The sequence below is a fragment of the Serratia sp. N21D137 genome, from assembly GCF_047530005.1.
In the GTDB taxonomy this organism is placed as follows: domain Bacteria; phylum Pseudomonadota; class Gammaproteobacteria; order Enterobacterales; family Enterobacteriaceae; genus Chania; species Chania fonticola_B.
In genome coordinates this window covers 1-19648 of the sequence record NZ_JBLJAJ010000048.1, presented here as the reverse complement: position 1 = coordinate 19648, position 19648 = coordinate 1, and the positions used below count along the sequence as shown (strand labels likewise).

17 protein-coding genes and 1 pseudogene are annotated in these 19648 nt (G+C 50.0%); 7 read left to right on the top strand and 11 right to left on the bottom strand.

Annotated features, from left to right (window positions below; all coding sequences use genetic code 11):
• Positions 1 to 197 precede the first annotated feature (197 nt).
• From ACMV5H_RS23805 to ACMV5H_RS23795, 3 genes and pseudogenes are all read left to right on the top strand, one after another.
• A pseudogene (locus tag ACMV5H_RS23805) lies at positions 198 to 503 on the top strand (integrase core domain-containing protein); the annotation flags it as partial.
• 461 nt (positions 504 to 964) lie between these two features.
• Positions 965 to 2260 (top strand): MFS transporter, encoded by a 1296-nt coding sequence (locus ACMV5H_RS23800; protein ID WP_414822601.1) that lies wholly within the window; start codon positions 965 to 967, stop codon positions 2258 to 2260.
• 15 nt (positions 2261 to 2275) lie between these two features.
• Positions 2276 to 3064, top strand: coding sequence for a substrate-binding domain-containing protein (locus ACMV5H_RS23795; protein WP_414822600.1), 789 nt, complete (start codon positions 2276 to 2278; stop codon positions 3062 to 3064).
• On the opposite strand, the gene ACMV5H_RS23790 is transcribed toward ACMV5H_RS23795, so the two are convergent.
• The 3 genes from ACMV5H_RS23790 to ACMV5H_RS23780 form a co-directional block, all read right to left on the bottom strand.
• A complete protein-coding gene (locus tag ACMV5H_RS23790; RefSeq protein ID WP_115159883.1) occupies positions 3057 to 3956 on the bottom strand; it encodes a LysR family transcriptional regulator in 900 nt (299 codons plus the stop codon). The two genes, ACMV5H_RS23795 and ACMV5H_RS23790, sit on opposite strands and share 8 nt — an antisense overlap.
• A 366-nt stretch (positions 3957 to 4322) precedes the next feature.
• Positions 4323 to 7421: a multidrug efflux RND transporter permease subunit gene (locus ACMV5H_RS23785; protein ID WP_414822599.1), complete on the bottom strand. Its 3099-nt coding sequence runs from the start codon at positions 7419 to 7421 to the stop codon at positions 4323 to 4325.
• 76 nt (positions 7422 to 7497) lie between these two features.
• Entirely contained in the window at positions 7498 to 8397 is a 900-nt protein-coding gene (locus tag ACMV5H_RS23780) for an ABC transporter six-transmembrane domain-containing protein (RefSeq protein WP_037375550.1), read from the bottom strand.
• Between the two features lie 96 nt (positions 8398 to 8493).
• Here ACMV5H_RS23780 and ACMV5H_RS23775 point away from each other — a divergent pair, with 96 nt between their 5' ends.
• Both ACMV5H_RS23775 and ACMV5H_RS23770 read left to right on the top strand, forming a co-directional pair.
• Positions 8494 to 9084, top strand: coding sequence for a TetR/AcrR family transcriptional regulator (locus ACMV5H_RS23775; protein WP_037375551.1), 591 nt, complete (start codon positions 8494 to 8496; stop codon positions 9082 to 9084).
• A gap of 208 nt (positions 9085 to 9292) precedes the next feature.
• A complete protein-coding gene (locus tag ACMV5H_RS23770) occupies positions 9293 to 9832 on the top strand; it encodes a DUF2058 domain-containing protein (protein ID WP_021806083.1) in 540 nt (179 codons plus the stop codon).
• 172 nt (positions 9833 to 10004) lie between these two features.
• On the opposite strand, the gene ACMV5H_RS23765 is transcribed toward ACMV5H_RS23770, so the two are convergent.
• From ACMV5H_RS23765 to ACMV5H_RS23735, 7 genes are all read right to left on the bottom strand, one after another.
• Positions 10005 to 10214, bottom strand: a complete 210-nt coding sequence (locus ACMV5H_RS23765; RefSeq protein ID WP_021178640.1) for a hypothetical protein — start codon at positions 10212 to 10214, stop codon at positions 10005 to 10007.
• A 159-nt stretch (positions 10215 to 10373) separates the two neighbouring features.
• The gene (locus ACMV5H_RS23760) at positions 10374 to 11174 is read right to left on the bottom strand and encodes a molecular chaperone (RefSeq protein ID WP_414822598.1); all 801 of its coding nucleotides are present in this window, start codon (positions 11172 to 11174) and stop codon (positions 10374 to 10376) included.
• 7 nt (positions 11175 to 11181) lie between these two features.
• Positions 11182 to 12315, bottom strand: a complete 1134-nt coding sequence (locus ACMV5H_RS23755; protein ID WP_414822597.1) for a fimbrial protein — start codon at positions 12313 to 12315, stop codon at positions 11182 to 11184.
• Positions 12306 to 14858: a fimbria/pilus outer membrane usher protein gene (locus tag ACMV5H_RS23750; RefSeq protein WP_414822596.1), complete on the bottom strand. Its 2553-nt coding sequence runs from the start codon at positions 14856 to 14858 to the stop codon at positions 12306 to 12308. The genes ACMV5H_RS23755 and ACMV5H_RS23750 overlap by 10 nt, the downstream gene beginning before the upstream one ends.
• The gene (locus ACMV5H_RS23745; protein ID WP_021806087.1) at positions 14824 to 15594 is read right to left on the bottom strand and encodes a molecular chaperone; all 771 of its coding nucleotides are present in this window, start codon (positions 15592 to 15594) and stop codon (positions 14824 to 14826) included. The genes ACMV5H_RS23750 and ACMV5H_RS23745 overlap by 35 nt, the downstream gene beginning before the upstream one ends.
• Before the next feature lie 52 nt (positions 15595 to 15646).
• Positions 15647 to 16192: a fimbrial protein gene (locus tag ACMV5H_RS23740; RefSeq protein ID WP_179251719.1), complete on the bottom strand. Its 546-nt coding sequence runs from the start codon at positions 16190 to 16192 to the stop codon at positions 15647 to 15649.
• A 462-nt stretch (positions 16193 to 16654) separates the two neighbouring features.
• A complete protein-coding gene (locus ACMV5H_RS23735) occupies positions 16655 to 17557 on the bottom strand; it encodes a winged helix-turn-helix domain-containing protein (protein WP_414822595.1) in 903 nt (300 codons plus the stop codon).
• A gap of 213 nt (positions 17558 to 17770) precedes the next feature.
• Here ACMV5H_RS23735 and ACMV5H_RS23730 point away from each other — a divergent pair, with 213 nt between their 5' ends.
• On the top strand, positions 17771 to 18217 hold the full coding sequence (locus ACMV5H_RS23730; RefSeq protein ID WP_021806090.1) for a hypothetical protein: 447 nt from the start codon (positions 17771 to 17773) through the stop codon (positions 18215 to 18217).
• A gap of 524 nt (positions 18218 to 18741) precedes the next feature.
• Positions 18742 to 18816, top strand: coding sequence for a membrane protein YpdK (ypdK, locus tag ACMV5H_RS23725; RefSeq protein WP_414822602.1), 75 nt, complete (start codon positions 18742 to 18744; stop codon positions 18814 to 18816).
• Between the two features lie 68 nt (positions 18817 to 18884).
• On the opposite strand, the gene ACMV5H_RS23720 is transcribed toward ypdK, so the two are convergent.
• Positions 18885 to 19409, bottom strand: coding sequence for a cytochrome b (locus tag ACMV5H_RS23720; protein WP_021806091.1), 525 nt, complete (start codon positions 19407 to 19409; stop codon positions 18885 to 18887).
• Positions 19410 to 19648 lie beyond the last annotated feature (239 nt).

Sequence of the window (19648 nt, the reverse complement as noted above, 5' to 3'; positions counted from 1 at the left end):
AGAACAGCAATCTCCACTCTTAACTCCAATGTTAGCATCGGCAGCTCGCTTAAAACTGCCAGTTTTACCCATGGTGGGTCCATTTTACATTGGCATGTGGGTCATTTTTACATCGGCGCTAACACCTGCGTTCGACAGAAGTGGCAGAGATGCTGAACAGCATAGCGCTCAGGCGTCCCTTACCGCAGTTGCTGAAAACCGATAATGGTTCTGAATTTGCAGGGAAAATGCTGGACAAGTGGGTGTATGAAAGAGGGATCAGGATAGACTTCTCACGTCCGGGAACACCGACGGACAACGCTACGGTGGAGTCCTTTAATGGCAGGCTGCGGCAGGAATGTTTGAACGAGAACTGGTTCATGTCTGTGGAGGATGCACGGTGCAAAATCGAGGGCTGGCGCATACACTATAACCAGAGCCGTCCCCATTCTTCCCTGGGCTGGATGACACCTTCTGAATTTGCCGAGAAATCTGCCGGTTGCCAGAATATGCAGCCAAAATGAAGCCGGTTATTCCTGATTATGAATGGATCACAAACGGGGAGCGGGTCACGGCGGTACTCCATCGCAGGCAAATATCGGACAACATATTTTACCCATGCTGACCTTGAAACAGGTCGCAACCTCACGCATTAAAAATGCGGAAGTCGCTCAGATTTCTACTTTGTCCCGCTCAGTGATGTACCAGATAGTGCCCTGATCCACCCGTATTTAGCTTGTTCTTCCATTATCCTTGTATGAAGCTGGTCACAAAACGTGAATGATGTTTTTTGTGGGCTTTGTAGAAGGCTGCACACGCCAAGCTTGTTAACAAGCCGTTACCACTGTCACATCCAATTGTTAATGGCCATTGATGCATGATACGCATCAGTTCATGAGTTTATTGCGCTTAATTAGTTTATTTTCCTGTTCCAGTCTTCAGAAACAGACGCAACAAAAGCGTCAATAGCCAACTGGAGATAACGATGAATTCACCCAACATTCCCATGACGACTCGAGCAAGAGCCGACGCGATACTGCGTGTTACCTCTGGCAACTTCCTGGAGCAGTTTGATTTTTTTCTGTTCGGGTTTTATGCCACCTACATTGCACATACCTTTTTTCCTGCCAGCAGTGAATTCGCCTCGTTGATGATGACCTTTGCAGTATTTGGCGCAGGCTTTCTGATGCGCCCTATCGGTGCCGTGGTGTTGGGGGCATACATTGATAAAGTAGGCAGACGCAAAGGACTGATTGTTACCTTGTCGATTATGGCCGCAGGAACCTTCCTGATTGTGCTCATTCCGTCCTATCAGACAATCGGTCTTTGGGCCCCATTGCTGGTGCTGGGGGGGCGCTTATTGCAAGGTTTCTCGGCAGGAGCAGAGCTGGGTGGCGTATCCGTGTATCTGGCTGAGATTGCCACTCCGGGCCGTAAAGGCTTTTATACCAGCTGGCAGTCCGGCAGCCAGCAAGTGGCCATTATGGTGGCCGCGGCGATGGGCTTCGCGCTGAATGCAGCCATGGAAGAAAGCGCTATTCGCGAGTGGGGCTGGCGTATTCCTTTCCTGTTTGGCTGCCTGATTGTACCTTTCATCTTTTTCCTGCGCCGCAAACTGGAAGAAACACAGGAGTTCACTGCCCGTCGCACCCACCTGGCAATGCGTGACGTATTTAAAACCCTGTTAACGAACTGGCAAGTTGTTATCGCTGGCATGCTAATGGTTGCCATGACGACCACCGCGTTTTATCTGATCACAGTGTATGCACCAACCTTCGGTAAAAAAGTGTTGATGCTTAGCGCATCTGACAGTTTGCTGGTGACCTTGTTGGTCGCAATCTCTAACTTTCTCTGGCTGCCAATAGGCGGCGCCCTGTCAGATCGTTTCGGCCGCAAGCCGGTTCTGGTTAGCATGACACTGTTGACGTTGCTCACGGATTATCCAGCACTCAGCCTGCTTGCGCAAGCCCCAAGTTTTTCCATGATGCTGACAGTACTGTTATGGCTGTCCTTCATCTACGGCCTCTATAACGGTGCCATGATCCCAGCCTTGACAGAGATCATGCCGGCCGAAGTTCGGGTTGCAGGTTTCTCGCTGGCCTACAGTCTGGCAACCGCGGTCTTTGGCGGATTCACACCGGTTATCTCTACCGCACTGATTGAGTATACCGGCGATAAAGCTTCACCTGGCTATTGGATGTGCTTTGCCGCCTTGTGCGCATTGCTGGCGACGCTATATCTATACCGCCGCAGCACGTTATCACTACAAACAGCACGTTAAATCAGGGATTACATCATGCAAAAGATCTCTCGTTCACTCCTTGCAACACTGGTGCTCTCCTCTGTCAGCGTGGGCGTACAGGCCAAAGACATTACCGTCATGATTTCAGGCGGCTTTCAAGCCGCACTGGAGAAACTGGCCCCACAATTCGAAGCGAAGAGTGGCGACAAAATCATTTTGGTATCCGGCCCCTCCATGGGGAAGACTCCCCAGGCGATCCCTGCACGCTTGGCGCGCGGTGAAAAGGCCGATGTGGTGATAATGGTTGGAGGCGCACTGGAAAATTTAGAAAAGGATAATTGGATCCAACCAGGTTCACGCGTGGAGTTGGCCGACTCGCCAATTGGCATGGTAGTAAAGCAAGGGGACTCGATACCCAATATCGAGAAGACTGCAGATCTACGTAATGCTCTGCTACATGCTAAATCCATTGCCTATTCTGACAGTGCCAGCGGCCGCTATGTCAGCAGCCAGCTGTTCAAAAAGCTGGGTATTGAAGCCAAGTTGCAAGAGAAAACTTATATGATTGAACGTATTCCTGTGGCATCAGAAGTGGCGAAAGGAAAATATGAGCTGGGCTTCCAGCAAGTCAGTGAACTGCTTCCTGTTCCGGGCGTAACCTTTATTGGCGAACTGCCAGAAGGTGTGCAGTACATTACCCGCTTTGCTGGCGCGATCACCGCGAAAGCAGAACATCGTCAAGGGGGTAAAGCGCTGCTGGATTTCCTGTCTTCCGCCCAGGCTCAAAAGGTCATTCGGGCCACAGGGATGAGAACCGTGAAAGCTGAACAGCCGGTTAACTAGAGTGATACTGTTCAGTAATCAACTTTTCTAACTCGGCAGCAATATAGGACTGAATGCGTCCACTGCGTTTGATTAGGCCAACTGTACGCTTCACAATTGGATCGGTTAACTGCAGGTGGGTCAGTACCGAATGCTCTGAAGATGGCATTGACATAGCGGGCACGGCAGCAATGCCGATGCCCGCTTCAACCATACCCAGCAGAGTCGTCACATGACGAGTTTCGCAGACACTGGGGCGTTCGGGAATGATATGTGCCAACATCTGATCGAGCAGATTACGGTTTCCTGACGTCTTGTCCAACCCCACATAGTCCTGCTGATAAAATTCGCGCCAGGTGAGGTTTTTTTTACTGGCGATGGGATGATCGCGCCTGCAGGCAGCCACGTAAACATCCCCTATCAAGGGAAGGAATTCAATATTGGGTTGCAGGCTTCTCGCAAAACAGATGCCGAAGTCCGCCTGCCCACTCGTAACCGCTTCGATAACATTACCTACACTGCTATCAATCAGTTTAACGCGAACACGCGGATAGCGAGCCTGGAAGCGACGAATGACGTCGGGCATAAAATAATAGGCAGCCGAAGGCACCGTGGCAACAGTGACCAACCCCGTTCGAGTCTGACTGGCCTTATTGATATCCGCTAATACCAACTCAAAGTTCATCAATAGTTGATCTGAACGCTCGGCAAAGGTCTGCCCATAAAGTGTCAGCGTAACACGCCGGGTGGTTCTGGCGAACAATTTTATGCCAAGCGCTGATTCCAGCTTCTCGATCCTGCGGCTCAATGCTGACGGTGAAAGGCAGATGGACTCCGCAGCAAGCCTAAAGTTACCGTATTCAACCAAAGCGCGGAAGGCATAAAGATCGTTGAGATCAAAATTAACGGGCATAACGATAGACAATCCTTTCAAAGGCGGCAAAAACTTAAAAGAGAGATGATAGCCAGTTATAGCACAACAACAACCTTTACAAGACCGAACAACACTCTCAACTGGCAGCACAAACAAAAATATCAATTTCACTTTGTTATGGTCGCAAAATCAATCAATAATACTGATTAGTTTTGAAACCTAAAATAGCAACACCATCGATAGATATAGATTCGTTAGAATACGTATCACAACGCACGACAGCGGAAACGGCTTTGGCCTTTTGGGACTGTTCATGCCAGTAAACCAGAGCAGAATCATAACGGGGACAAAAAAGATTAACGCTGGCCATGATGGAAATATAACCATGGCCAGATACTGCCTTATCTATTTAACGTTGCCTTTTCTTTCTACCCATCCACTGACAAAGACAAAAAAGACGGGCACAAAGAATATTGCCAATAAAGTCCCACTGATCATGCCGCCAAAGACACCTGTACCTATTGCATGCTGAGTCTTATCGCTAGCACCAGTAGCAAGCATCAAGGGAACAACACCCAGCGTAAAGGCCAGAGAAGTCATAACAATGGGCCGTAATCTTTGTTTAGCCGCTAGCAATGTTGCAGTAACAGTATCCATCCCCTGCATACGTAGTTTCCGAGCGAACTCAACGATCAGAATGGCGTTTTTAGTAGAAAGTCCGATGATGGTGATCATGCCAACTCTAAAAAAGACATCATTTGACATACCAGCAATGCTCACCGCACATACTGCACCAGCCAGCCCCAACGGAACCACCAACATAACGGCAAAAGGCGTTGACCAACTTTCATAGAGTGCCGCCAGCACCATAAACACCACAAGAATGGACAGCAAAATAAGCATGGGAAACTGTAATGCAGATTCTCTTTCCTGCAGAGAGCTCCCGGCCCACTCGTCCTGGAATCCATGAGGTAACGAATCAGCCAATCGTTCCATTTCAGCCATCGCCGTGCCACTCGATTGGCCCGCCGCTGCGCTTCCCATTACCCTGAATGCAGGATATCCCTGATAGCGATTCAATTGACTTGGGGCTAAAGTCCAAGACGGGCTCACGAAAGACGAAAGCGTCACCATTTCACCGGTTCTATTTCTGACGGAAATTTTCAGTAAGTCAGTAAGCTGCATTCTGTAATCGGCATCAGCCTGAACGATGACCTGCTGAACGCGGCCGCGTTCCGTGTAATCATTCACATAATAAGAACCAGCGGCGGCAGAAAGCGCCTGGCCGATCTCGTCAAAAGAAACGCCGAATGCTTCAGCCTTCTCCCTGTCTATATTCAGTGCAACACTCACGCCTTGAGGTAATCCATCAATGTAGACATCGGTTAATAGTGGACTTTGATTAGCCTGTGCGACGAGCTTTTCTGCCGCTTGCTTTAATGCGGGATAACCTTTCTCCCCCCGGTCTTCAACATACAGCGTAAATCCTGATGATGTCCCAATATCTGAAATCGCTGGCGGCAACAAACTTAAAATTGTGGCATCAGGCACCTCGCCCAGTGTTGTCTGAACAAAATCGGCTTCTCCCTGAGCCGTCGAACCCTTTCTGTCTTTCCAGTCTTTTAATGTGGTGAATGCCATTGCCGTATTTGGGCCCGACCCCGAAAATCCAAATCCCAGAATAGAAATATTGCTCTCAATGGCGTTACGTGTCGCTATTGTCTGTTCAAACTGCTGTACGACTTCACGAGTCCGCTCCATAGTCGCATCTGAAGGAAGTTGCATTGAGGACATAAAATAGCCCTGGTCCTCTTCCGGCAGAAACGATGAAGGCAGTTTTTGCAACGCGAAAAACAGCAAGCCGCATAGAGCAACATAAAGCAGCATCATTCTTCCTGTACGCTTCAACACATACTTCAATCCAGATCCATAGCGAACAGATAAGCCATCAAACTTACGATTGAAGCCGTGTGAAAATCTACTCCCCAAACCTTCTTTTTGTCCATGAGGTTTCAACAAGGTAGCGCACAGTGCAGGTGTCAGCGTCAGGGCGAGAAATGCCGAAAAAAGGATGGACACCGCCATCGAGAGTGTAAACTGCCGATAAATAACACCGACCGAACCACTGGCAAAGCCCATTGGGATAAATACGGCGGTCAATACCAGGGTGATACCGATAATTGCCGGGGTAATTTCCGCCATCGCAATACGTGTCGCTTGCTTGGGCGGCAACTTTTTCTCCGCCATGAGACGTTCGACATTCTCAACAACCACGATCGCATCATCCACAATGATGCCGATAGCTAACACCATACCGAACATGGTCAGTACATTTATGGAAAAACCACTGAATAACATGATGGTCAATGTGCCCAGCAAAGCGACTGGCGCAACAATGGCAGGGATCACCGTACAGCGAATTTTGTGCAGAAAAAGCAGCATCACGAGAAACACCAGGATCATTGCTTCAACAAAGGTCTGGATGACTTTCTCGATCGAGAGTTTCACAAACGGGGCCGTGTCAAAAGGAACTGTAAATTGCATCCCTTGCGGCAGATTTGCGGACAGTTCATCAAGACGCATACGGATACCCTCGGCAGCACTGATTGCATTTGCCCCAGGGGAGAGCTGGATCGCCGCTGCAGTTGCAGGCAACCCATTCTCGCGGATCGCAAAAGCATAACTTTGTAAACCGGACTCCACTCGGGCAACATCCGCTAATCTCAATCGCGAGCCGTTGTTGTTTGCTTTAAGTGTAATATTGCGGAACTCGTCCAGTGAAGAAAGCTGTCCTTGAACCGTCAGTGGGTAGGTAACCCGCTGTCCAGAAAGGGCGGGCTCATCACCCATACGCCCCGGTGAAACCAGGATGTTTTGCTGACCGAGCGCCGTGAGCACATCATTAACCGACAGTTTATAGGTGAGCAGCTTGATGGGATCCAACCAAACACGTATCGCCTTTTCGGCACCAAATAACTGAACTTTGCCCACGCCAGGCACTCGCCGCAATTCATCAGACACATGGCGTGCAAAATAGTCGCTCAAATCGGCTTCTTCATATTGCTCGGAAGGCGACGTCAATCCCACCATCATCAGAAACCCCGAATTGGCGGCTTCAACATTGACACCATTCTGACGCACCACCTGAGGAAGGCGAGGTTCGATCACTTTGATCTGGTTCTGAATATCCATTTGGGCAAGGTTGATATTCGTGCCAGGCTTGAACGTCACCGTAATGGATGCCATACCCGACGTGTCACTGGACGACTCAAAATAAAGCAGATTATCAACCCCTGCTATCTCGCGTTCGAGAAGTGAAATAACTGACGTATTCATCGTCTCTGGCGTTGCTCCAGGATAGGTTGCCGTTATCGACACACTGGGTGGTGCAACGGCTGGATATTGGGCCACCGGCAATTGCGGGATAGCAAGGACCCCTCCCAGAATAATAAATAGGGCGATGACCCAGGCAAAAATTGGCCTATTGATAAAAAACTGGGACATTGAATGACATCCGTATTGATGATGATTTATTTAGAAATACCGTGTGTATTCCAAACATAATGAAAAGTGAGCGGCATTAGTCCTTTTCCACTATTTCAGTGTTGATCCTTTTACCAATATCTTTAAGTTGTGAATATTTTTCCAATAGCTGCGGACCATCATCAAGGCTTGTAGCAAACATCCACATATAGGTCATCACAGAATAGATATGACCAGCACTGATGCCCTTCGCCTGAGTCATCCAGACGATAGTTAGGCTAAACAACAGGGCAACCAGCCCCCCAATAGACAGATAGCCTATGGCTTCGCGATCGGATAGCCTTATGCGCAGCCTCGCAAGTGTCAAATAATGCCGTTCCAGGGAAAGCCTGGTGGCTGTACTGACAAAATCCACTTCTTTTTCAAGGCGGTTATTCAGTCTGTTATACAGTGCTTCATTTTTAATGGCATATCCTGGGAGGAAGCAGGCCAAAAAGGCCAATATGACCAGACAAGCCACACCGGCCCAAAATTCAATGAGCAGTAACATGACGGCAGCACCAATCATAGAGACCAGAGAAGTAATGAGCATCGGCAAATGCAACTCAAAGAAATCGACAAACTCTCTTGATAACGCTACGCGGGCCGCCACGGTAGAATAATTCAGCTTTATTTTACGCTGCGTCATCACCACAGAGACCGCCAGCGCGGCATAAATTCTGGCGAAAGCACGCGTATCCACACTCCTTCGTGTCGCACCAAGGCACCAGATAAATAAGATCATTACCCCATACAGCACAGCACTTAACGTCTGCCCTGCCAGGATGGCGTTGATGGACACACCTGCCAGTATTGGATAGAGCAGGTAGGTAACGTTCTCGGCAATCACCAGGAAAAAAGTCAGGGATAACTTTCTTCGGTGACGACTCGCCAGTGATTTCAGAGTGTTGGAAGCACTTCCGGCCACTGGAGGAGCGGGAATATTTCGACTGTTCATTGAAGGGGTTTCTGTTAAAATAATAATAGAGCAATCGCTCAAATGATAAGAACATGCTATTTGAGCAGTTGCTCAAAGTCAAGAAGGAGATGGGCCGTGAAATGTAAATCAGAACCGATGAGAGATAAAATTCTCAGTGCTGTTGTCGAACTGTTTATTGAAAAAGGCGTTGAGAATGTGAAAACACGTGATCTCACCGAGTCCTTAGGCCTCTCCCGTAGCCATATTTATCACTACTTTAAAAACTGGCAATCGCTATGTCTCGAAGCAGTAACAAAATTTATGCTTACGGAACTGGAAGAGTTTCGCATAATGCTTAAACCATTACCTGCCCATCAGAAATTGCAAGAATTTATTGATGGTAATATTTCTGCAACGCCTGACCCTACCAGGAAACTGTACGGGTCTCTATGGATACTCTCCACGCATAATGAATCTTATGCCAGTCTGATGCAGTCGATTTTAGAAGAGTGGCATCAGGTTCTTACCCAAATTATTCGATCCGGTATGGAAGAAGGAGCATTTCGCAGTGTTGAAGCACCCCGCGTAGCACGACAGCTAGACGCGATGCTATTTGGCTACAGTGAATATCTGTTCACGCTACCTTCGGAGGGATCCTTAAAGCAGGCGAAGGAGGATGTTGAAGACTTCATAAAGCAGAACCTATTAATCCAGTCACATATCTAATTGTTTGAATTTCATGCATAATGTTCATTATCCATTGTCAGGTTGTTCAGGTTTATCGCCATGGTCGATGAGCACAGGCCTTGATTATGTTGATGGCATAATAGTCAATACTATCAGTAAGTTGCGTGGAAATTTTCCGTCCCCTGGCACAACCTCATACGTTAAGGGTATAATCCAAGGCATTATTTAATCGGTTTCGGAAACGAACATGGCAAAGCTAACATTACAAGAGCAGCTGCTTAAAGCTGGATTGGTCAACAGTAAAAAACTGGCGAAAGTGGAAAGAACGGCTAAAAAATCGCGGGTTCAGGCTCGTGAGGCAAGAGAGGCCGTGGAAGAAAACAAAAAGGCTCAGGTTGAACGTGATAAACAGTTGAATGAGCAGCAAAAGCAGGCCGCCTTAGCGAAAGAATATAAAGCGCAGGTTAAGCAGCTCATTGAAATGAACCGCATCGTTATTGCAAATGGCGATATTGGTTATAACTTCACAGATAACAATTTAATTAAAAAAATATATGTGGATAAGACAACTCAATCTCAATTGATTAGTGGCCGCCTTGCCATTGCTCGTCTGATTACCGATAAGAACCCTGAAGGCGAATACGCGATTATACCCGCGATCGTGGCCGATAAAATTGCGCAGCGTGATGCTAGCAGCATTGTATTAAATGCCGAGCTGAGTAAAGAGGCTAAAGATGAAGAAGATCCGTATGCCGATTTTGTCGTGCCTGACGATCTGATGTGGTAAACAAACTTTCCAGATGCTTACAGCGACCAGCCCCTAAGCAACAACGCCCCTAGAGCTCAACCGCAGGGGCATTTCGACCTATCTTTTCGTTTTCGAAGTAAATCACAAAAAATCTTATTTAAATTAAAAAGTTAAATAAAAAAGCCCCGAAAACGGGGCCTTAGGGGTGAATTCAAGCTGGCTGGCTCTGCTTTTTGTAGATAGAACGGTAATGATTGAGCCGTTCGAAGAAGTTATCGCTCTGTTCACGCGACATATTACCCGCCACGCCGTTAGCATCGACTTCACGACCCTGAAACTCCAAGAATGCCACCGTAGAAGCGAGAAAATCCATGTTGCTGGTGTTCTTGGCATAGACATAGCACTTTTCCAAAGTTTCCATGATCTCCTCCTCAACGTTTTACAGTAAAGTTGACGTGCCACAAGCAGGATGACAATCGCTCGTAAAATGTGCTGCACTTCTAAGAATACTCGCAAAAGCTAAAAAATATACGCCATACGTGCGGTGTGCTTAAAAAGTGGGCAGAGATCGCAGAAATACCTAGCGCGGCAAGGACGATTGCTCAGCCTGCAAGACTTGCTCTGCCGTCACCACAGAGCCAAAGTCGTCAAGCACCGAGTAAAACACCTTCATGCCAGCATTCGCCGGGCCTTTAGCTGCCGTTAAGGCAAAGTCAGCCTGCCCTTTTGGGCTTACCATGCCGTTTTCCGGCACCAAGGTAACGACAGCTTGCTGCTTATCGCGGCCCACCGTCATTTCTAGTAATGTCTGATGAAACGGCGTTGGGTTGCTGACCACCAACACCGGGTTGCCACCCTGTTTTGCCAGGCTAAAGCGTAACTGATCCTGAACGTTAGCCGTGTTCACCGTCTGCAATGAACGTGGCCGGTAGAATAATTTGATGCGGGTTCTGAACGCCATCTGCATCTGGCTAGCGCTATTGCTGACCACTTTAGGCGGGATCTCCAACACGTTAAGCCAAAACACCGACTCACGATCGCTTGGCAGCGTGTGTTCTGCCCCGGTAAACAACACTCTCAGACGCTGTGCCCGCTTCCCGTCCAGACGCAAGATTGGCGGCGCTACGGTAAACGACGTGGCGATTTTCTCCGGTTCCGCCTCACTATCACCATTGTCCACCCAGACTTGCAGTAACACCGCAGAGCGGCCCTCGTTGGTCACGCGTAGTGTCGCTTCCTTATCCTTGCCGTTGACAATCAGGCGCGTGGCTCCCAGGTATATCTCGGCGTGGCTTAGTGGGATAAATAAGGCCATCACCGTAATCAATAGCCAACGGCCAAGCCTGCGATATTGTGGCGTGAAACCAGACATAGCTGCCATTTTCACCCTACTTATAATTGAGCGTAAAAGTGATTGCGGTGTTGGCCGTACCTGCGGTTACGGTATTACCCACCTGGAACAAGCCAGCCTGCATAGGAACCCGATAGTTGGCCTTGGCCGAACTATCATAGTTATCCAGTAGATAAATAGTGCCAAACGTCACCGGCAGGTTGTTGCCACGCAGTAACTGGATCCCGACGCCGCCAGCACTTGAGGTAGCATTTGGTGCCACTACACCATTGGCAGCATCCAGCACCTGAGTCGTGGCGGCAAAACTGTAACCAATGCTGGCCAAGCCAGCCGGGCATTGGTTGAACGCCAGCTCAAAGGCTTTGCGTCCTGCCACAGAACCCACGCCGTTGAACTGACCGACGCTGGCCTCCGGTAGATCGACATTCACATTTGGAGTGGTGCAGGTGCCACCACTGGCAATAGTGCCGCCGCTTTTGAACTGGGCAATCATGTAAGTGAGATCGCCCGGCAGAGCAATGCCGTTATACGTCTGTAAATGCCGCAGATATATCGGATCGAATAGGGGAATTGCGCCAGCGGTCAGGCCGGTGGTTGTTTTCACAAACCTCACCTGGGCATCAACGCCCAGATAGAAGCGGTTACCGCTGTAGTTGACGGTGATAGACTCGGGATGGGTCTGCTGCCCACCGGTGCCAATGGTCAACGGCTGCCAGTTGGTCGTTTTACCATTCAGGGTATAACGCCAACGGACGATATAGCCCAGACCGGCTTTTACCGTGGTGTTATACAGCATGTAAGTTTGCCCATCGACCACGATGGTATTACGCGTGGTGTAAGGCGGATATCCCTGTACGCTAAACTGCACCGGCTGCTGGTAGGCACTATTTGGGGTGCAGTTCCAGGCGGTGGCGTTGTAAGAGTTGATCCAAGGCCCCAGTACATCCCCCACGGCGCTGTCTTTGCCAATCTCAATGGTGGCCGTATCGAAAAACTGATAATAACCACTGTTACGCGCGCAACTGACCGCAAGCCCTTCGGCGCTGGTCGCTCCGCCGTAGCCAAATATCAGCAATAAGCCAAGAAGCAAGCGCTTACCCCGCAGCCGGAAACCTGCGCCGAGCCTCGGCGTGAACAAACGGACCAACGTCAGTCGTTGCTTCATTGGCATATTACCTCCAGGCGGCGATAGTCTGGTTCATCCCCATACGATGCGGCGGGCAACTGATAGTTAAACCGGCAACTGTCTCCGGCTCCTTCCCCCCATTTCACCTCTAACTGGCCTTTAGGGTTGTTAACCCGCAGTAAGCCTTCACCAACCTGACCGATATACCCCACGCTACGCTGTTGTTCGTCGGACACGTTTGCGCCAAAGGGCAACGGATTACCCGCAACGTCTCGGGCCGTCACCAGGATCGAGTAGCCGCTTTCGGTCTCATAACGTAACAGCCCGACGGCACCGGCGGTCGGCGCGATCTTCTGGCTGGTGTATTTCAGCTCCACATCCCTGGAAAGCCCTTTCGGATCCAACTCCACGGTATTTTGACGGTAAGGGCTGAGGTAAGGGACCACCGCCTTCCCGCTGTTATCCAGGCGCAGACCGCTGTAGTTGGTGATCCTGGCCCCCTTGGCGTTTTCTGCCTCGACGATTGCCGAAGTTTCCCCAAGCATCGGTGTAAACACCACTCCGCCGCTATAGGCAACCAGGCCACCGGACATATTGGCGCCATATTGTTGATAACCTTGGCCTGCGGAAACGCTGCCGCCAACGAAGGCATAAGGCGCGGCCCATGAGCCGTTGACGCCACCGCTAACGCTGTTGCTACCATTTTTATCATAGTCGTAGTTGGTAAAGGCGCTGTAGTTATACTGCCGGTCCTCTCCCAGGCTACCGGACAGCGAGTTCTGCAACCCCTGACGATCCTTTTGCTGGGTATAGCTGCTGGTCAGGTTAGGTGCGCGCGAGCTGGAACCCAATGGGATCGACAGGGTCAGCATGGCTTTGTTATCCCAGTTTCCGGTTGCCAGGTTGCGTGTCCGTGCGAAGTTAACCCCATAATTCAGCTTGTTATAATGATTGTTGTAGCTAAGCTGATATTCGCGGTCGGTCTGGTCATGATCCCAATAATCCTGCACGTTGGCATTCAACGCGACAGTCCCAAACCCCTCCGGCAACGACTGGCTGGCGTTAATCTGGAAACGATTACGTCGTTTCCAACTGTTATAGTCAGCAAAGCCGCTATCGTTACTGTCGCGATCGCGCAGCAACATGGCGTCATCCACGTTGTAATACCCAGAGCTGGAATAGCGGTAGCTGGCCAGCGTGATGTTGGTATCCACTACCGGCAAAATTTTCGCATAGGTGAGACGTACGCTCTGCCCCTGCTCGTTAGGACGGTGCTCAAACTGCGTTTGTGCCTGGGTAATATCCGCCGACAGCGCACCAAAATCGGTATTGAATGCCAAACCGCCCGAGGCCGCCGCATAGCCATCGGCACCGATCACACCGGTATACCCCGTCAGCAGGTTTGTGAAACCATGCCTCAAGGTGCCCACCGCAATGGCAGGTTCTTCGCTCACCGAGTTATTGCGATATTTCCCCGCCATCAGTGAATAGTGGGTTACACCTGGCCGCAGCAGTTCGGCAATCGAAGCATAGGTGACGGTAAAGCTGCGTTCAGTGCCGTCGGCTTCGGTCACCGTGACCAGCAGATCGCCGCCGCTGCCGGTAGGATAGAGATCGTCAATAACAAACGGCCCCGGCGGTACGGTGGTCTCATAAATCTGGCTGCCACGCTGGCTTACACGCACCAACGCGTTGGTATTGGCGATACCGCGCACCACCGGGGCAAAGCCACGTTGGGAATCGCTGTACATACGATCGTCCGAGCTGATCTGAGCGCCAATGAACCCAATGCTGTCAAAGACTTGACCGTCGGTGGTCGATTGGCCCAGCACCATCCGGCTACGCCAGCCAACCAGAGGCCGTTCCAGATAGGTTTCATTGCTTTGATAGCGAAAACCCTCGTCATCATTCCAATTGGCCGACGCCCGGTAACGCAGACGCCACACGTCCCAGTTCAATCCGCCACGCAACCCCAAAAATTGGGTGGTTTGAGCAGATGAGTCGGAATGATCAGCACGGTAAGCGTTGTAGTCATATTGCAGGGTCGCCGCCGTGATGCCGTTATCCCACAGCTCAGGGCTGACATAACCACGGGCTTCATGCTGCAGCAAAGACTGCGGCGCACGCACGTCCAACCGTTGGCCACCGCTATCAAAATTGCCCTCCACGCCAGGTACCAGTTCACCCAACGCAATACACTGTTCCCCTTGCTGCAAGCGCGACAGCACCGCCTTGTCCAGTTTATCCAAGGCAATATCGAACAGGCTTAACAGTTTCAGATCGTAGCAAGGTTGAGCGATGCTGCTTTGCGGCGAAGCCAGGGAAAAGTTGACGTCCTGACGCCCTTTCCATTGATCGTTAAGATAGAGATCGATGCGGTGAATGCCGGGAGCAACCGGGTTACCGCTGGAGAACTGGCTGACATCGACGGACGAACGCAGAAAAGACTCGTTGAACTCAATAGCCTCACTTTCATCCGCATAAGCCAACGTTATGGGAGCCAGTAAAATGGCTCCCGCAATATAAATCAGGTTGAGAAAAGAGGGCCGCCAATCAAGACTTACCACTGCCCGCCAACGTCCGCTCATTTTTGTTATCCCCACCGAAATCATCAATCAGGCTATAAAACGCTTTTAAGCCTGCTGACGGTGCCGATTTCATTCCTTGAATTTTCATCACCAACTCGCCAAAGGGTGCCACCATCCTTTCCTGCGTTTTCCCTAGATCGCCCAGTACTGGCGCACCTTTGGCGCTACGAATTTCAATCTGGCGGAAAGTAAGGTAATAAGGCGATGGGTTCTTGGCGACGATTTCATAACCCGCAGCCCCTTTGCGTAAGCTCAGATCCAGCTTTTCGTAAGCCTGAGCCGGGGTCATTGGCAGGTTATTCGGCCGATAGAACAGTTTGATGCGGGTGCGGAAAGAGAACTGCATCAGGTTGTCGCCCGCGGCTATTTTTTGGGTAGCCTTGGGTGGGATCTCCAACACGTTGAGCCAGAACAGTGATTCACGGTTACTCGGCAATCCGCCGCCGGTACGTGCAATACGCAACGCCTGCCCTTTGCCCGGATCGATACGGGCTACCGGTGGCGTCAGGGTAAAAGGCACCTTGACGGTGTCGGGTTTGGATTTAACATCGCCGTTATCGATCCAGGACTGGATCAACACCGGGCTGGTCCCTTGGTTACGTAGTTGGGTAATCGCTTCACCGCTGTTTTCGTTATAAATAATGCGTGTGGCGTTGATGATCACACCAGCATCAGCGGCAACTGTCCATGTCAGCGCCAAGCTAAAGGCGGAAACGGTAAATAGAGTTCTTAACATGGCGCTGTCCTCTGAAAGGGATGAGGCTGCCCTCATCCCACGGCTGGATGTCTTACAGGTAGATGATGGTGTAATCCACCTGAGTATTAACCGTACCTGGCGTGACTATCCCATTCGCATAGTATTGCGCGTAATAATTCATTACGCCGCCACCTGAGCTGATATCAACGGCCAAATCGCCTTGGCTATGTGCGCTACCCGCCATGATGCTGCCCAGATTGGCGTTCAACAACTGAACCTGGACGTTGGTCGCCGTGCCCGATGCCGAGTTGTTCAGGCGACCGGTGCTCTGTTCAACATAAGCGCCCGCTTCGAAGAAGGTGCTGGCAGTATTAAGTGTAGCCCCCGCACAGTTGGTCAGTGCGATGCTGAAAGGTGTTGCCCCTGCAGTTGCCCCAACGGCTGGCAGCGCAGAGATGGAAATGGTCGGCAACGTTACCGTGGCGTCTTTAGACTGGTTGTTGACCGAAATATCGCAAGTAGTGTCAGTAATGGTGCCATTGATGGTAATAGTGCCATCGGCTGCCAGGGCTGAGCCCGCAAAAGTCATACCGATAACAGCGGCCAGCAGGGTAGTTTTGGTGTTGTAAAATTTCATAATGATCCTAATCCGTTATAAGATAACTGTAGTTAACCAAGCACATTGCCGATTGGTGCGCCCGAGAAGCTTTACTGTCATCGGTCCGTTATTTACCATCCTGCCGTACTTGTTTGTTTCCACCGTTCTGCGATAACTTCGCAGGTTTCGTGGTGAGCGTCACCAGTCAGTTACTTAAGAACAATCCTAACCCCCGTTGACAAGAAAAATCTTAACCCACAAGCGGCATAAAAGAATCATTAACTATTAAATTGGAATTATTTAGGTTTAAAATCCAAATTTAATGTTTTTAATGGCCTGTTTTATGCGTAAAACTCTACACGGTCTCATTGTTAAGCACAAAAAACTTGTTTGTTTTATGTTCATATAATACAAAAATTAAACAATTCGGCTAATTATTGCTCACCCCACCAAAAAACCAGACTACTGTTGCGATGATCAGGCCCATTCTTTTACTTAGCCTTACTGCAACAACGGCAAACTGTCGTTCTCTAGCCCTGAGCAAAACTCTATTTTGTGCTCACGTACGATGGTGCAGCGAACAAAAAACAGGCGACTCACGCCAGAAATAAAAGAACGAACCTGGTTGCTGCGTACCACTAGCAGGTATTCATCTGCCCGGCATTCGGCTTTTCGTTGCTCCACATAGGACAACATGTCCTGACTCAGACTGGTGTTGGGGACACCTGACTGTGTGGATGTCGACATGAACACCTTGCAACTCCCTGCCTTGCCAAGAAACACCTCCTGTCTGGCCAGTGAATTGGTGGCGTACATCGTAGATGCGATCCCCAGTACAAAAACCAAACCAGCAACCGTAGCGATCAGACCCCAACCAAGACGTTTTTTGTTGGGTGGAGTGGCAATCTCTTCGCTTGTCGGCAGATCGAACTCACCGTCTGCCCCGGAAACGGAAGCAACATCATCATCTGTCTCGGCTTCGTCTTCCAGCCCGCTCTCTACTGGCACATGGCTCTCATCACCCACCGTCTGTGCAGGGATGAGTGGGGTAAAATGTCCATCGTCTTCCTGGCTGATATCAACCTGGATCTCGCGGCGCAACATAAACCCTATCTTCGGCACGGTGACAATCACCTCATCATCGATCCCCATCACCTTAAGCACCCGGCGCAACTTGCTCACGCATTGATTAAGGTTGTTATTGCTGGAGATCATGCCGTAGTCGTCCCACACCTTTTTGAAAATCACCTCACGTTCTACGGGTTTGCCATAGTTGGCGATCAGTAATAGCAAAAGACGTTTGGCGGGATTGGAAATAGCAGTGGGCTCGTCGGAAAAGTCGCTTGGACCCAACGTTCCGCTATCACCATCAAACAGCACACGATCGTTAAATCTGTATTTCATGTTAATCCGGATCATCATTGGGCTTATAGGATAATTCTGGCATAAGTTGCTAATAAAACATCAGTCACCGTCCAAAAAAAATACTGCATAACCCTGTTTTCAGCTTGGCGGCCTGCACAGCGATTATCCCCGTGCTTTAAGGACGCCAATCTCTGGCATTGTTGTCGCCAACCGGTCACAATGCGGCTCACTTCCCCCCAAGCAGGAAATATGATGCCTTGCCACTATCCCGCCCATTACGCCTTCGATAGCGAAAGCGATGCCTGGCAAATTACCCTACGGGATTTCCCCGAGCAGCAAGCCGCCTGCTACAAACGTGAGGATGTCGAACTGGAGGCGCAGGAAAGCCTGCTGACGGCTATCGCCATTGAAATGGAAGAAGGGCGCCCGGTGCCTGCGGCCTCCGCATTGCAAAGCGGTGACATCGCCCTGCATTTACCGGTGCTGGTGAAATTAAAGCTGGAACTGCACAACCATATGTTGAGCAGCAACACCTCAAAAGCACTGCTGGCACGCCAGATGGGCCTTAACGGTGCTCAGATCGATCGGTTGCTGGATGTGGCCTATGCCTCGAAGGTTGAGGCCCTTGAACAAGCCCTGTTTCTGCTCGGCTACGAAGTGCATACCACGGTAGTGGCGATCCGCCAGCAATCAGAATAAATAGTTTGCCCAGAGAGTAAATTTTTACCGTTTTGCGCCGATAGGGTTATTAAACAACCACCGATTGCAAAATGAAGGCTAAAAATGGAACTCAACCGTCGTCATGTCTGGGCCGCTATCCTGCTTTCTTGTCTGGTCTTCTGGGCTATTCTGATCGCCAGCATCAGCGCCGTAGCCTGATGCCTTGTAACAAACTGTTACTTATGGCATTTATCAACCATCCCACCTCGTAGGGATGCTGCATACTGCGCCCGTTTCAACTCACTGCAGGGTAAAAAACCGACAAAAAATGTGATCAAAAACACAGTATTGAAATGGGTAGGATTTTGGGAGTACATTAGCGCCGATCCTGTTGTGATTCCTGGTTAACCTCAAGGAACTTGAATCGCAACGACCGGTAAATCGTAGCTCTGGACGTTGTTCCTTCTGATTGAAGAACCCGCCATCCGCCGCTGATTTGCCACAAAATACTCAGACAACAATCGGGATCGTTGGTTTGCGAGGACTCCACAAGGAGTTGTTACGTGAAATACTTTTTGATGGGCATTTCATTCATGCTGGTTGCATGGGTAGGCACCTTCATGCTGATGGTTGCCTAACGGCAATCTCGCCAGGTACATTGATAAAGGGGCGCTTCTGCGCCCCTTTGTTGTTTCTGCAGCGCGAACTATTTGCCGGGCATCATCCGGCGCAGGGTGTCGTCACCGCGCACATAGTGATGATAAATGGCGGCCAAGGCATGGATGCCGACGATGAAATACCCCGTGTTTGCCAAGGTTTCGTGCACCATTTTCAGGGTGCGGCGTATGCCCGCGTCAGGCGTGATCCACTGCGGCACCTGCCAGCCCAGCAGCAACCACTGTTTGCCCCCATAGGCCAACGTCAAGAAGCCCAATATCGGCAACGATAAAAACAGCAGATACAGCACCCAATGGAGCATTTTCGCCCCTAGCGCCTGTAGTTTCGGCAAGGCCGGAGTGATCGGTGGAGTAGGATGCCGGTGGCGTAGCCCAAGGCGGATAAACATCAGCACAAATACCGATAGGCCGAAGTTAAAGTGCAGATCCTTCACCAAGGCCGCGCTGTCATCCGGCACCGAGTCCTTCAGCAATATGGCACTGTAAGTCAGGATCACCATCACCAGCGTCAGCCAGTGCAGGAGGATTTGTGATTTTGCAAAACGAACGCTCATAGAGACTCCCACTAAATTCGGTATTAGCAGAGCATAGCGGATAACAACTGAAGATAACCTTAAGTAGAAGAAAAATCAGGATTGTGAACACTTAACACGCCCCTCTCCCACAGGGTTGAGGAATCCCCACAAAAAAATGAAAGGCACGATGAAGTGTGATCTACTGGTTGCGCTAACAAAACAGAAGAGACCTCATCGTGCCTTTACAAACAGTTTGCCAGAAATTTTTCTCCGCGTCT

Excerpts from the sequence above, each read along its gene's own strand:
- ACMV5H_RS23800 (WP_414822601.1), top strand. The coding sequence starts at position 965 with ATGAATTCACCCAACATTCCCATGACGACTCGAGCAAGAGCCGACGCG.
- ACMV5H_RS23795 (WP_414822600.1), top strand. The coding sequence starts at position 2,276 with ATGCAAAAGATCTCTCGTTCACTCCTTGCAACACTGGTGCTCTCCTCT.
- ACMV5H_RS23790 (WP_115159883.1), bottom strand. The coding sequence starts at position 3,956 with ATGCCCGTTAATTTTGATCTCAACGATCTTTATGCCTTCCGCGCTTTG.
- ACMV5H_RS23785 (WP_414822599.1), bottom strand. The coding sequence starts at position 7,421 with ATGTCCCAGTTTTTTATCAATAGGCCAATTTTTGCCTGGGTCATCGCC.
- ACMV5H_RS23780 (WP_037375550.1), bottom strand. The coding sequence starts at position 8,397 with ATGAACAGTCGAAATATTCCCGCTCCTCCAGTGGCCGGAAGTGCTTCC.
- ACMV5H_RS23770 (WP_021806083.1), top strand. The coding sequence starts at position 9,293 with ATGGCAAAGCTAACATTACAAGAGCAGCTGCTTAAAGCTGGATTGGTC.
- ACMV5H_RS23765 (WP_021178640.1), bottom strand. The coding sequence starts at position 10,214 with ATGGAAACTTTGGAAAAGTGCTATGTCTATGCCAAGAACACCAGCAAC.
- ACMV5H_RS23760 (WP_414822598.1), bottom strand. The coding sequence starts at position 11,174 with ATGGCAGCTATGTCTGGTTTCACGCCACAATATCGCAGGCTTGGCCGT.
- ACMV5H_RS23755 (WP_414822597.1), bottom strand. The coding sequence starts at position 12,315 with ATGCCAATGAAGCAACGACTGACGTTGGTCCGTTTGTTCACGCCGAGG.
- ACMV5H_RS23750 (WP_414822596.1), bottom strand. The coding sequence starts at position 14,858 with ATGAGCGGACGTTGGCGGGCAGTGGTAAGTCTTGATTGGCGGCCCTCT.
- ACMV5H_RS23745 (WP_021806087.1), bottom strand. The coding sequence starts at position 15,594 with ATGTTAAGAACTCTATTTACCGTTTCCGCCTTTAGCTTGGCGCTGACA.
- ACMV5H_RS23740 (WP_179251719.1), bottom strand. The coding sequence starts at position 16,192 with ATGAAATTTTACAACACCAAAACTACCCTGCTGGCCGCTGTTATCGGT.
- ACMV5H_RS23735 (WP_414822595.1), bottom strand. The coding sequence starts at position 17,557 with ATGAAATACAGATTTAACGATCGTGTGCTGTTTGATGGTGATAGCGGA.
- ACMV5H_RS23730 (WP_021806090.1), top strand. The coding sequence starts at position 17,771 with ATGCCTTGCCACTATCCCGCCCATTACGCCTTCGATAGCGAAAGCGAT.
- ACMV5H_RS23720 (WP_021806091.1), bottom strand. The coding sequence starts at position 19,409 with ATGAGCGTTCGTTTTGCAAAATCACAAATCCTCCTGCACTGGCTGACG.